Annotated in this window: 13 protein-coding genes; all 13 read left to right on the top strand. The window is 63.1% G+C overall.

What is annotated here, in order from left to right; genetic code table 11:
• Positions 1-7: 7 nt before the first annotated feature.
• Entirely contained in the window at positions 8-1,300 is a 1,293-nt protein-coding gene (locus J7573_RS12495; protein ID WP_294335172.1) for a 6-hydroxymethylpterin diphosphokinase MptE-like protein, read from the top strand.
• Complete coding sequence (locus tag J7573_RS12490) at positions 1,297-1,551, top strand: hypothetical protein (protein ID WP_294335170.1); 255 nt, start codon at positions 1,297-1,299, stop codon at positions 1,549-1,551. The genes J7573_RS12495 and J7573_RS12490 overlap by 4 nt, the downstream gene beginning before the upstream one ends.
• A 210-nt stretch (positions 1,552-1,761) precedes the next feature.
• Entirely contained in the window at positions 1,762-2,616 is an 855-nt protein-coding gene (locus J7573_RS12485) for a flagellin domain-containing protein (protein WP_217885931.1), read from the top strand.
• Between the two features lie 69 nt (positions 2,617-2,685).
• A complete protein-coding gene (locus J7573_RS12480) occupies positions 2,686-3,048 on the top strand; it encodes a flagellar protein FlaG (RefSeq protein ID WP_110636490.1) in 363 nt (120 codons plus the stop codon).
• A 79-nt stretch (positions 3,049-3,127) separates the two neighbouring features.
• Positions 3,128-4,537, top strand: a complete 1,410-nt coding sequence (gene fliD / locus J7573_RS12475; RefSeq protein ID WP_294335165.1) for a flagellar filament capping protein FliD — start codon at positions 3,128-3,130, stop codon at positions 4,535-4,537.
• A gap of 155 nt (positions 4,538-4,692) precedes the next feature.
• Positions 4,693-5,076 (top strand): flagellar export chaperone FliS, encoded by a 384-nt coding sequence (fliS, locus tag J7573_RS12470; RefSeq protein WP_294335163.1) that lies wholly within the window; start codon positions 4,693-4,695, stop codon positions 5,074-5,076.
• 8 nt (positions 5,077-5,084) lie between these two features.
• Positions 5,085-5,381, top strand: coding sequence for a flagellar protein FliT (locus tag J7573_RS12465; protein ID WP_294335162.1), 297 nt, complete (start codon positions 5,085-5,087; stop codon positions 5,379-5,381).
• Positions 5,382-5,548: 167 nt separating this feature from the next.
• Entirely contained in the window at positions 5,549-7,024 is a 1,476-nt protein-coding gene (gene fleQ, locus J7573_RS12460) for a transcriptional regulator FleQ (RefSeq protein ID WP_294335160.1), read from the top strand.
• 141 nt (positions 7,025-7,165) lie between these two features.
• The gene (locus tag J7573_RS12455; RefSeq protein ID WP_294335158.1) at positions 7,166-8,383 is read left to right on the top strand and encodes an ATP-binding protein; all 1,218 of its coding nucleotides are present in this window, start codon (positions 7,166-7,168) and stop codon (positions 8,381-8,383) included.
• Positions 8,383-9,759: a sigma-54 dependent transcriptional regulator gene (locus tag J7573_RS12450; protein ID WP_294335156.1), complete on the top strand. Its 1,377-nt coding sequence runs from the start codon at positions 8,383-8,385 to the stop codon at positions 9,757-9,759. The genes J7573_RS12455 and J7573_RS12450 overlap by 1 nt, the downstream gene beginning before the upstream one ends.
• A gap of 107 nt (positions 9,760-9,866) precedes the next feature.
• Positions 9,867-10,199 carry a flagellar hook-basal body complex protein FliE gene (gene fliE, locus J7573_RS12445; RefSeq protein ID WP_294335154.1) on the top strand — a complete coding sequence of 111 codons (333 nt, stop codon included), beginning with the start codon at positions 9,867-9,869 and terminating at the stop codon, positions 10,197-10,199.
• 15 nt (positions 10,200-10,214) lie between these two features.
• Positions 10,215-11,990 (top strand): flagellar basal-body MS-ring/collar protein FliF, encoded by a 1,776-nt coding sequence (gene fliF, locus J7573_RS12440; RefSeq protein ID WP_294335153.1) that lies wholly within the window; start codon positions 10,215-10,217, stop codon positions 11,988-11,990.
• The gene (gene fliG, locus J7573_RS12435) at positions 11,983-13,002 is read left to right on the top strand and encodes a flagellar motor switch protein FliG (RefSeq protein WP_054887156.1); all 1,020 of its coding nucleotides are present in this window, start codon (positions 11,983-11,985) and stop codon (positions 13,000-13,002) included. Before fliF ends, fliG begins: the two co-directional genes overlap by 8 nt.
• Positions 13,003-13,049: the final 47 nt, after the last annotated feature.

Below are 13,049 nucleotides of genomic sequence, written 5' to 3'. Positions count from 1 at the left end.
TCAACCCATGAGCGAGTTTTTCCAGCGTAACGCTGAAGTGCTGCAGCGCCGCTGGCCGGCGCTGCTGGAGCGCCTGCAGGGCGAGGCGGGTGAGGCCCTTGAGGTCAAGCTGGTAGAAGGCCTGGGGTCGACCCTGAGCGTCTCCGGCATCCAGCTCACCAGCCGTCACGACCGGCTCGCTGAGGCGCGTCTGCAGGCGCAAAGCCTGCCGGCCGACAGTTCCACCGTTCATCTCTATGGCACTGGCCTGGGCGATCTGCAGCGCGTGATGCTGGAGCGGCCGGGGCTCGTCCGGCTGCAGGTGTACCTGCTCAATGGCGCCCTGTTCCAGCTGGTGCTGCAACTGCTCGATCAGTCCGACTGGCTGGCCGACCCTCGGGTCGAGCTGGCCTACGCTGGCGACGGTGGGGAAATCGCCCTGCCGTTCTTCGCCTTGCCCTCGGAGCTGGTGCTGGCCGATGACTTCAATGCGAAGATTCGCGATCGGCTGATCAGCGAAGCCCACCTGGCAGACAACAACCGCGCCTTCGACGTGGCCGACCCGCGCCTGCAGCAACTGCTCGAAGACAGCTTGCCGCTGCTGCGTCAGGATCCTGATGTGGCCGCCCTGTTCGCCACCCAGGCGGGGCGTGACTGCTATGTGATCGCCACAGGGCCAAGCCTGGCCGGGCATCTGCCGGCCCTGGCAAACGTTCGTGCGCGGGCCGAGCGGCCGCTGTTTATCTGCGTCGACACCGCGTACCTGCCATTGCTGCGTGCCGGTATCCAGCCGGACATCGTGGTCAGCGTCGACCACAAGATCCGCATCCATCACTTGCCGCCGGACGATTCGGCGGCAACCACCCTGGTCTACATGCCGATGCTCGATGTCGAGTTGCTCGGTCGCTGGCGCGGGCCGCGCTACACCGCCTATTCCGGCAGTGCGCTGTATGCCCGGGTGCGTGAAGCGATACCGCGCGCCGAACTGTTCGTGGGCGGCAGCGTGATCCACCCGGCGACGGACCTGGCGGTGAAGATGGGAGCAGGCACCATTACCCTGTTCGGTGCTGATTTCGCCTTCCCCGGCGACCGCACCCACACCGGCTGGGGCGACGGCGTGCTCGGTCCGGCAATTTCGGCGTCCCGGCACTGGGTGCTGGATGGCCATGGCCAGCGGGTGCGCACCCAGCTGAACTTCCGCGGTTACCTGGTCGAGCTTGAGCGCTTCATTGCGCATCATCCCCAGGTGCGGTTCTACAACACCAGCCGGGCGGGCGCGTTGATCGCCGGCACCACCTTCGATCCGGAGTACTGTGCATGAACGCTGCCAGGCAAGTGAGTGCGGCCTGTGACTGCGCTGCGCTGTTCCGCCTTGGGCGGGATGTGGAAGGGGCGCTGCGCATGGTCGAGCTGTTCGACGCAGTAATGCCGCAAGTCGAGCCTCAAGCAGGGGCCGTGCTATTGCAGGCCATGCTCGCCGCGCAGCAGCGCCAGGACTGGCTGGCGCTGGCCGACTTCCTCGAATACGAACTGCGACACCTGATTGAGCAGGCCCCTCGCGCTGAAATGTGATGCGCGTCACATTCAACTTGCGACCGTCGCGTCGCAGGACAGGGCTGCAAGGCCCGGTTTTCAAGGGGTGGCGCCATGATGGCATTTTTTTTTGGAAAACCCCTAAAGCAACTTGCAAAACCGACGATAACCATTACGAAGGTTCTCTAGGCCACACCCGGCGGATGCCAGGGCCGGAAGCCGCAGTATCCATCCAACGAGGAATTCGTCATGGCATTAACCGTAAACACCAACACCACTTCGCTGGGCGTGCAGAAGAACCTGAACAAAGCTTCCGACGCTCTGGGCACTTCGATGACCCGTCTGTCCTCGGGCCTGCGCATCAACAGCGCCAAGGACGACGCCGCCGGCCAGCAGATCGCCACCAAGCTGCAGACCATGGTTACCGGTACCACCGTTGCCATCAAGAACGCCAACGACGGTAACTCGATCACCCAGACCGCTGAAGGCGCTCTGTCGGAAATCACCAACATCCTGCAGCGTATGCGTGAGCTGGCTCTGCAAGCTCGAAACGACTCGAACGGTACCACTGAACGCGCCGCTCTGAACAAAGAGTTCGCTGCCAAGTCCGACGAAATCACCCGTATCGCTTCGTCCACCACCTTCGGTACCAGCAAGCAGCTGCTGGACGGTACCGCCGGCGACATGGAGTTCCAGGTTGGCGCGATGACTGGCACCAGCCAGACCCTGACCGTTTCCCTGAGCACCTCGTTCGCAGCTTCGACCCTGGGTGTTGGCACTGGTACCCTGGCGATCTCGGGTACTACCGATGCCGCTGTTCACACCTCGGCTGACGCTGCTATCGACGCAATCGACACCGCTCTGCAAACCGTGAACGACACCAAGTCGGACCTGGGTGCCATCCAGAACCGCTTCCAGTCGACCATCAACAACCTGCAAAGCATGAACGAGAACTCGGCTGCCGCCATGGGCCGCGTTCAAGACACCGACTTCGCCGCAGAAACCGCTCAGCTGACCAAGCAGCAGACCCTGCAGCAAGCTTCGACCGCAGTTCTGGCCCAGGCCAACCAACTGCCATCCGCCGTACTGAAACTGCTTCAGTAATAGCGTGATGCAATCAGCGAGAGGGTGCCTGCGCACTCTCTCGCTTTTTACTTTCAGAGGTGATGCACGATGGACATAAGCGTAAAGTCGAGCCCGTCGTATCCGGTGTCGTCGGTAGCCGGCAACCTGCACAAGGATGATGCAGCGCTCAAGGCCTTCGGCCAGGTCCGCGACGCATCGCAGCTGCAAGACGCTACTGCCCCCGGTAGCGAGGCCGAACTACACTCGGCCGTGAAGGAAATACAGGATTTCGTCCAGTCGTTGCAGCGCAACCTGGAATTTTCGGTGGATGATTCCACCGGCACATGGATCGTCAAGGTGGTCGCCCGCGACAGCGGTGAAGTGATTCGCCAGATCCCCTCGGAAACCGCGCTGGAGCTGGCCCGCAGCCTGCAGGATGCCAACAGCGTGCTTTTCGATATCAAGGCCTGACGGCTGGCCGACCGATTCGCTTCCCTCTGTTGCAGGGGGTGGTTGAGCTTGTTGGCGTTAACCAGATAAGGAGTTTGTAATGGCAAGTCCAATTCTACCGAGTTTGGGACTGGGTTCCGGTCTCGATACTACGGCCATTGTGAAGGCCCTGGTTGATGCCGAGAAAACCCCCAAGCAAAGCCAGCTCGACCGCCGTACCTCGGCCAATACCGCTTCGATTTCGGCGGTGGGTGGTATCAAGAGTGCGCTGACGGCGTTCCAGTCTGCGCTGGCAAAGCTCAACAGCGCTTCCAGCCCGGCGTTCCTGGGGTCGGTGGCTACCAGCTCCAACGACAAGACGGTCAAGGCCACCGCTGGCAGCTCGGCGGTCAATGGCAGCTATTCGGTGCAGGTATCGCAACTGGCCACCGCCTCGCGGGTCGCCAGTGATCGTTACACCGATAGCAGCTCGTTGGTATCCGCCAGTGGCGGTACTCTGACCCTGACCCAGAACGGCGCCAGCGTCGATGTCACCATTCCGGCCGGTGCCACGCTGCAGCAGACCCGCGATGCCATCAACGCCCAAGCCACTTCCAAGGGCTTCACTGCCAACATCGTCAACGATGGGCAGGGCTCGCGCCTGGTGTTGAGCTCCGACACCATGGGCAAGGACTCGGACATCTCCGTCTCTGGCGTGATGACCATCAGCCCGGCTGCCGAAATGACCGCTGCCGGTGGTGCCGGGCGCATTGGCGGGCTGGCCGTGGACGCCGAGTTCAATATCGATGGCATGGCGCTCACCAGCAAGTCGAACAAGGTCGAGAACGCAATCAGCGGCATGACCTTCGAACTGCTGGCAAAGACGGACACCAACTCGTCGGTATCGATTGGCGTGACCGCCAACACCGATGGCCTGAAGACCTCCTTGCAGTCTTTCGTCGACGCCTATAACGCGCTGGTGCTGAACATCAACAGTGTCAGCAAGGCTGTGCAGGGCACCGATGGTACCTGGAGTACCCCTGCGCTGGCGGGTGACTCCGCAGTGCGCGGCATGCTGACTGCGCTGCGCAATGAGCTGGTGGTTCCGTCGACTTCAGGTTCCGGGCAACTGACCGTACTGTCGCAGCTGGGTATCAATACCTCCCAGGCCAGCGGCATGCTGGAATTCGACAGCACCAAGTTCACCAAGGCCATTACTGATCAGAAGCTCGGTGGCGAGGTGCAGAACCTGTTCAACGGTGATGGCGGCGTGCTGGACCGCATGACCAAGGCCATGGAGCCGTATTCGGCGAGTGGTGGTCTGCTGGATACCCGCAACAAGTCGCTGGAGTCGGCGAAGAAGTCGCTGGAGCTGGAGCAGACCGCCCTCGATGCGCGCATCAAGGACCTCGAGGCTTCGTTGACCAAGAAGTACAACACCATGGACACCCTGGTCGGTCAGCTGAACTCCCAGCGCGACACCGTGACGTCCATTTTCGAGGCAATGGCGGCGCAGCAGAAAAACTCCTGAGCGGCATAGGGCCTGATCGGCCCGGCATCGCCCGCCAACGCCAAAAGCCCGACGAAGCGTGACGCTCCGTCGGGCTTTTTGTATGCTCGCTAAAGTTTTTTGACGCCGCGCCGATAGCCCGGTCATACAGCAACCCCCGTGGTGACGAGGTACCCATGAATCCAATGTTAGCCCTTCGGCAGTACCAGAAGATTGGCGCCCAGGCGCAGACCTCCGAGGCGAGCCCGCATCGTCTGGTGCAGCTGCTGATGGAGGGCGGCCTGGACCGCATTGCACAGGCAAGCGGTGCGATGCAGCGCAAGGATATCGCCGGCAAGGGTATCGCGATCGGCAAGGCCATCGGCATTATCGGTGGGCTGCGTGACGGCCTGGATCGCGACAACATGACCGACGAGCTCAATCGTCTCGACGGCCTCTACCTGTACATGACGCGCCGCCTGAGCGAGGCCAACATGCAGAACGATCCGGCAATCCTCGACGAGGTCAGGGACCTGCTGATCACTGTCAAGGAAGGCTGGGACGCGATCGCTGCGCAGTAGGAGGGTGTATGAGCAAGGTGATCGAGCGTATCGAGCAGACCCGTGACGAGTTGCTGGCTGCGTTGGCCAGTCGCGACTGGCAGGCGGTCGGTGAGCTGGACCTTGCGTGCCGCGTGTGTGTCGAGGACGTGCTGGCTGAAGCACTGAGCAATGAGGCCGCGGTGCGTGCGAGTCTTGAGGAATTGCTGGTGGTCTACGGGCAATTGATTGATGTTGCAAGTGGCGAGCGTCAATCAATAGTCGACGAGATGACACAAATCCGTCAGGCGAAAAACGCCGCCAAGGTATACCATCTGTTCACTTGACCACGGATTCGCAAAAAGTCGTGCGCCATTAATTTGACTGCATGGCTTTTTTTGACTTTACTAGTGGCTGTTTTCGAATTTCAGACGTCCGAACACTGACCATTCAGTCGGAGATGTCGAGCATGCCCTGAGAAGGGCGCCGATATGACTAGGGAAGTTGCTATTGCATGTGGCGTGAAACCAAGATTCTCCTGATCGATGACGACAGCGCCCGCCGCCGCGATCTGGCGGTGGTCCTGAACTTTCTCGGCGAAGAAAACCTCCCATGCTCCAGCCAGGATTGGCAGCAGGTCGTAGGGAGCCTGTCTTCGAGTCGTGAAGTGCTCTGCGTGCTGATCGGTACCGTCAATGCCCCGGGCAGTGTGCTTGGGCTGCTTAAGACAGTGGCTGGGTGGGATGAGTTCCTTCCTGTTCTGCTGATTGGTGAAATTTCTTCTGTGGACTACCCGGAAGAACTGCGCCGTCGGGTCCTGTCCAACCTCGAGATGCCGCCGAGCTACAGCCAGTTGCTCGATTCGCTGCACCGTGCCCAGGTCTACCGCGAGATGTACGACCAGGCCCGTGAGCGCGGTCGTCAGCGCGAGCCCAACCTGTTCCGCAGCCTGGTCGGCACCAGCCGTGCCATCCAGCATGTGCGGCAGATGATGCAGCAGGTGGCCGATACCGACGCCAGCGTGCTGATCCTCGGTGAGTCCGGCACTGGCAAGGAAGTGGTGGCGCGCAACCTGCACTACCATTCCAAGCGCCGCGAAGCGCCGTTCGTGCCGGTCAACTGCGGGGCGATCCCGGCCGAGTTGCTCGAAAGCGAACTGTTCGGCCATGAGAAGGGCGCCTTTACCGGCGCGATCACCAGCCGTGCCGGGCGCTTCGAGCTGGCCAACGGCGGTACCCTGTTCCTCGACGAAATTGGCGACATGCCGCTGCCGATGCAGGTCAAGCTGCTGCGTGTGCTGCAGGAACGCACCTTTGAGCGCGTGGGCAGCAACAAGACCCAGAGCATCGACGTGCGCATCATCGCGGCGACCCACAAGAACCTCGAAACCATGATCGAGGACGGGACGTTCCGCGAAGACCTGTACTACCGCCTCAATGTGTTCCCGATCGAGATGGCGCCGCTGCGCGAGCGCGTGGAAGACATCCCGTTGCTGATGAACGAGCTGATCTCGCGCATGGAGCACGAGAAGCGCGGTTCGATCCGCTTCAACTCGGCGGCGATCATGTCGCTGTGCCGTCACGGCTGGCCGGGCAACGTCCGCGAGCTGGCCAACCTGGTCGAGCGCATGGCGATCATGCACCCGTATGGGGTGATCGGGGTGTCGGAGCTGCCGAAGAAGTTCCGCTATATCGACGACGAGGACGAGCAGCTGGTCGACAGCCTGCGCAGCGACCTCGAAGAGCGCGTGGCGATCAACGGTCACACACCGAACTTCAGCAACCATGCGATGTTGCCGCCAGAAGGCCTGGACCTGAAGGACTACCTCGGCAGCCTCGAACAGGGCCTCATCCAGCAGGCGCTGGACGACGCCAACGGCATCGTTGCGCGCGCGGCTGAACGTTTGCGCATTCGTCGCACCACCCTGGTCGAGAAGATGCGCAAGTACGGCATGAGCCGCCAGGGCGGCGAGGACCAGGCGGAAGACTGATTCCGCCTGTCCCGGCCTCTTCGCGGGCTTGCCCGCGAAGAGGCCATTCCTGCAGAAGCAAATCCCCATCCCCGGCACGGCTATTGCTACAGCGCTGGCACCACACCGTTTTTATGACGGTCAGCCACGCGAGAGAGCACGATGCCCCAGGCCGCCCACTTTTCCCGAGTCCCTGATCCGCAGGGGCGTACCCCGGTCGAACAGGAGAGTCGACAGGGGCTGGAGCAGGCGTTCGCCCTGTTCAATCAGGTATCTACCCAGCTCAACCAGTCCTACAGCATGCTCGAAGCCCGCGTCAGCGAGCTCAAGGGCGAGCTGGCGGTGGTCGGCGCGCAGCGCATGGCCGAGCTGAACGAGAAGGAACGCTTGGCCAACCGCCTGCAGAACCTGCTCGACCTGCTGCCGGGCGGAGTGATCGTGATCGACGACCAGGGCCTGGTGCGTGAGGCCAATCCTGCGGCCTGCGAATTGCTCGGCGAGCCGCTGGTCGGTCAGCTGTGGCGCCAGGTCATCGCCCGCAGCTTCGCGCCGCGCAAGGATGACGGCCATGAAGTCTCGCTGCGTGACGGTCGTCGCCTGTCCATTGCCACGCGTTCGCTGGATGCCGAACCCGGTCAGCTGGTGCTGCTCAACGACCTGACTGAAACCCGTCGCCTGCAGGATCAGCTGGCCCGGCATGAGCGCCTGTCTTCCCTGGGGCGCATGGTCGCCTCGCTGGCGCATCAGATTCGCACGCCGCTGTCGGCGGCCATGCTCTATGCCAGCCATCTGGCTGACGCTGAGCGCGAGCTTGCGCCAGAAACCCGCCAGCGCTTCGCCGGCAGCCTGAAGGAGCGCCTGCACGAACTGGAGCACCAGGTGCGCGACATGTTGGTGTTTGCCCGTGGCGAGCTGCCGCTGGGTGACCGGCTGACCCCGAAGGGCCTGTTCCAGGCCCTGCAGCAAGCTGCCCAGCCCCATGTGCAAGGGCATGCGGTGCGCTGGCAGTGCGACAGCCATCTGGGTGAGTTGCTGTGCAACCGCGACACCCTGGTCGGCGCCTTGCTCAACCTGGTCGAGAACGCCTTGCAGGCCAGTGACAGCCCTGCGCGGCTCAAGGTGCACCTGTTCCGTCGCGAGCACACCCTGCACCTGAACATCAGCGACGCCGGCAGTGGTATCGATGCGCAGCTGCTGGGGCGTCTGGGCGAGCCGTTCCTGACCACCAAGGCTACTGGCACCGGGTTGGGGCTGGCGGTGGTCAAGGCCGTGGTGCGTGCGCACCAGGGCAAGCTTCAGCTGCGCTCGAAAGTCGGGCGTGGCACCTGTGTAAAGATTGAGTTGCCGTTGATCGACGGGCAGGCAACGGAGGGCGTGTGATGGCAATCAAGGTGCTGCTGGTCGAGGACGACCGCGTTTTGCGCCAGGCACTGAGCGATACCCTGGAGATCGGCGGTTTCGCCTTCGATGCGGTCGGCAGTGCCGAAGAGGCGCTGGAGGCGGTGGCGGGCGAGGCTTACAGCCTGGTGGTCAGTGACGTGAACATGCCGGGCATGGACGGCCATCAGTTGCTGGCGCAGTTGCGACGCCACCATCCACAGTTGCCGGTGTTACTGATGACCGCCCATGCGGCCGTCGAGCGGGCCGTGGAGGCCATGCGCCAAGGGGCCGCGGATTACCTGGTCAAGCCGTTCGAGCCCAGGGCGTTGCTGAGCCTGGTCGAGCGCCATGCCGCCGGGCGCCTGACAGCCACCGACAACGAGGGGCCGGTGGCATGCGAGGCCGCCAGCCGACACCTGCTGGAGCTGGCTGCGCGCGTGGCTCGCAGCGACTCGACCGTGCTCATTTCCGGTGAGTCGGGTACTGGCAAGGAAGTGTTGGCGCGCTACATCCATCAGCAATCGCCGCGGGCGGCGCAGCCATTCGTTGCGATCAACTGCGCGGCCATCCCGGACAACATGCTCGAGGCCACCCTGTTCGGTCACGAGAAGGGGGCCTTCACTGGCGCCATCGCGGCCCAGGCTGGCAAATTCGAGCAGGCCGAGGGCGGTACCTTGCTGCTCGACGAGATCTCCGAGATGCCCCTTGGCCTGCAGGCCAAGTTGTTGCGCGTGTTGCAGGAGCGCGAGGTGGAGCGGGTCGGTGGGCGCAAGCCGATTGCCCTGGACATCCGGGTGCTGGCCACCAGCAACCGCGACATGGCGGGTGAGGTGGCGGCGGGGCGCTTCCGCGAAGACTTGTATTACCGTCTTTCGGTATTCCCGCTGGCCTGGCAACCGCTGCGCGAGCGCGCTGGCGATATCCTGCCGCTGGCCGAGCGCTTGCTGGCGCGCCACGTGGTGAAGATGAAGCATGCACCGGTGCGGCTGTCTGCCGAGGCGCGCGCCTGCCTGCAGGCGCACGCCTGGCCGGGCAACGTGCGCGAGCTGGACAACGCCTTGCAGCGGGCGTTGATCCTGCAGCAGGGTGGGGTAATCGAAGCGGCGGATTTCTGTCTGGCAGGCGCCATTCCATTGTCGGCTGCAATGATGGCCACTACATCGCCATCATCCATGGACGTGGCGGTGGACTCGGGTGGCTTGGGCGACGACATGCGTCGCCATGAATTCCAGATGATCATCGACACCCTCCGTGCCGAACGTGGTCGCCGTAAGGAAGCTGCCGAAAAACTGGGCATCAGTCCGCGCACCTTGCGTTACAAGCTGGCGCAGATGCGTGATGCCGGGCTCGATGTAGAAGCCAGTCTGTTCGGCTGAAGACAGTCATTTATATGTTTGCGCTACGGGCTGGCACATGAGTTGCTAGTTCAGGGCTATCCGCCGCATGAGTGTCAAAAAAATGCGGCCGCCGGAGAGAGAAGGTCATGAGCCAAGGTGTTGAATTCAATCGTCTGATGTTGGACATGCGGGCCATGCAGGCCGATGCCATGTCGTTGCCCAAAGCCACCGCTGCCCCTGAGCTGGCGCCTGGCCAAAGCACCTTTGCCGACATGCTCGGCCAGGCCATCGGCAAGGTCAACGAGACCCAGCAGGCGTCGACCCAGCTCGCCAATGCCTTCGAGATCGGCAAGAGCGGTGTCGACCTGACTGACGTGATGATCGCCTCGCAGAAAGCCAGCGTGTCCATGCAGGCGTTGACCCAGGTACGCAACAAGCTGGTTCAGGCGTACCAGGACATCATGCAGATGCCGGTTTGAGGACGGAAGTGAGTCATGGCTGAAGCAGTCGTCGATAACGCCCCCGCCAAGAGCGGTGCGCCAGGTTCCAAGCCAGCGCGATTCAACATGGCGTTCCTGGAAAACATCTCGCAGATGCCCATGCTGCGTCAGGTCGGCCTGCTGGTCGGGTTGGCGGCGAGCGTGGCGATCGGCTTCGCCGTGGTGCTGTGGTCGCAACAGCCGGATTACCGGCCGCTGTATGGCAGCCTGGCCGGCATGGACACCAAGCAGGTCATGGATACCCTGGCCGCCGCAGACATTCCCTATCACGTCGAGCCCAACTCCGGTGCTCTGCTGGTCAAGGCCGACGACCTCTCCCGTGCGCGCCTGAAACTGGCAGCGGCCGGCGTGGCGCCAAGCGATGGCAATGTCGGCTTCGAGCTGCTCGACAAAGAGCAGGGGCTGGGCACCAGCCAGTTCATGGAAGCGACCCGTTATCGCCGCAGCCTGGAAGGTGAGCTGGCGCGTACCGTTTCCAGCCTGAACAACGTCAAGGCCGCTCGGGTGCACCTGGCGATCCCGAAAAGCTCGGTGTTCGTGCGTGACGAGCGCAAGCCAAGCGCCTCGGTACTGGTCGAGCTGTACCCTGGTCGTTCGCTGGAAGCCGGTCAGGTGATGGCCATCGTCAACCTGGTCGCTACCAGCGTGCCCGAGCTGGACAAGTCGCAAGTCACCGTGGTCGACCAGAAGGGCAACCTGCTTTCCGAGCAGTTGCAGGACACCGCGCTGACCATGGCCGGCAAGCAGTTCGACTACAGCCGCCGCATGGAAGGCATGCTGACCCAGCGTGTGCACAACATCCTGCAGCCGGTGCTGGGCAATGATCGCTACAAGGCAGAAGTGTCTGCCGACCTGGATTTCAGTGCGGTCGAGTCGACCTCCGAGCAGTTCAACCCGGACCAGCCGGCGCTGCGCAGCGAGCAGGCAGTCAATGAACAGCGCGCCAGCAGCCAGGGCCCGCAGGGCGTGCCGGGCGCGCTGAGCAACCAGCCGCCAGGCCCGGCGTCGGCCCCGCAAACCACCGGTGGCGCTGCGGCGCCGGCCGGAGCCATCCAGCCAGGTCAGCCTCTGGTGGATGCCAATGGCCAGCAGATCATGGATCCGGCTACCGGCCAGCCGATGCTGGCCCCGTACCCGTCGGACAAGCGTGAGCAGACCACCAAGAACTTCGAGCTGGACCGTTCCATCAGCCACACCCGCCAGCAGCAAGGCCGCCTGACCCGCCTGTCGGTGGCGGTGGTGGTCGACGACCAGGTCAAGGTCGATGCCAATGGCGAAAGCACTCGTGCCCCATGGGGGGCCGAAGACCTGGCGCGCTTCACCCGCCTGGTGCAGGACGCGGTGGGCTTCGATGCCAGCCGTGGCGACAGCGTGACCGTGATCAACGTGCCGTTCGCCGCCGACCGTGGCGATGAGATCGCTGAAATCGCGTTCTACCAGCAACCGTGGTTCTGGGACATCGTCAAGCAGGTGCTGGGCGTGCTGTTCATCCTGGTGCTGGTGTTCGGCGTGCTGCGTCCGGTCCTCAACAACATCACCGGTGGCGGCAAGCAGGCTGCTGCGGACAGCGACATGGAACTGGGCGGGATGATCGGTCTGGATGGCGAACTGGCCAACGACCGTGTCAGCCTCGGTGGCCCGTCAAGCATTCTGTTGCCGAGCCCGACCGAGGGTTACGAAGCACAGCTCAACGCAATCAAGGGCCTGGTGGCCGAAGACCCGGGTCGCGTAGCCCAGGTCGTCAAAGAGTGGATCAACGCCGATGAGTGACAATCGAGCCATTACCGCCAAGCTGAGCCGTGTCGACAAGGCCGCAATCCTGCTGCTGTCGCTCGGTGAGACCGATGCTGCACAAGTGCTGCGACACATGGGCCCGAAGGAAGTGCAGCGGGTCGGTGTGGCCATGGCGCAGATGGGCACTGTGCACCGCGAGCAGGTCGAGCAGGTGATGAGCGAGTTCGTCGAGATCGTCGGCGACCAGACCAGCCTGGGTGTGGGCTCTGACGCCTACATCCGCAAGATGCTCAACCAGGCCCTGGGTGAGGACAAGGCCAACGGCCTGGTCGATCGCATCCTGCTCGGTGGCAACACCAGCGGCCTGGACAGCCTCAAGTGGATGGAGCCGCGTGCCGTGGCCGATGTGATCCGCTACGAGCACCCGCAGATCCAGGCCATCGTGGTCGCCTACCTCGACCCCGACCAGGCCGGTGAAGTGCTGAGCAACTTTGACCACAAGGTGCGCCTGGACATCGTCCTGCGCGTGTCGTCGCTCAATACCGTGCAACCGGCGGCGCTCAAGGAGCTGAACCAGATCCTCGAGAAGCAGTTCTCGGGCAACTCCAATGCGGCGCGCACCACCCTGGGCGGCATCAAGCGCGCGGCCGACATCATGAACTTCCTCGACAGCTCGGTGGAAGGTGCGCTGATGGACGCGATCCGCGAGATCGACAGCGACCTGTCGGAGCAGATCGAAGACCTGATGTTCGTCTTCAACAACCTGGCCGATGTCGACGATCGCGGCATCCAGGCGCTGCTGCGCGAAGTGTCGTCCGATGTGCTGGTGGTGTCGCTCAAGGGCGCCGACGAGCGGGTCAAGGACAAGATCTTCAAGAACATGTCCAAGCGTGCTTCCGAGCTGCTGCGCGACGACCTCGAGGCCAAGGGCCCGGTGCGCGTCAGCGACGTGGAAACGGCGCAGAAGGAGATCCTCACCATCGCCCGACGCATGGCCGAGGCCGGCGAGATCGTGCTCGGCGGCAAGGGTGCCGAGGAAATGATCTGATCCACAGGCTACGCGAGCCCCTGTAGGAGCGGCCTTGTGTCGCGAAA

The sequence above is a fragment of the Pseudomonas sp. genome (assembly GCF_017744435.1).
Lineage (GTDB): Bacteria > Pseudomonadota > Gammaproteobacteria > Pseudomonadales > Pseudomonadaceae > Aquipseudomonas.
This window is presented reverse-complemented; position numbering and strand designations above follow the sequence as displayed.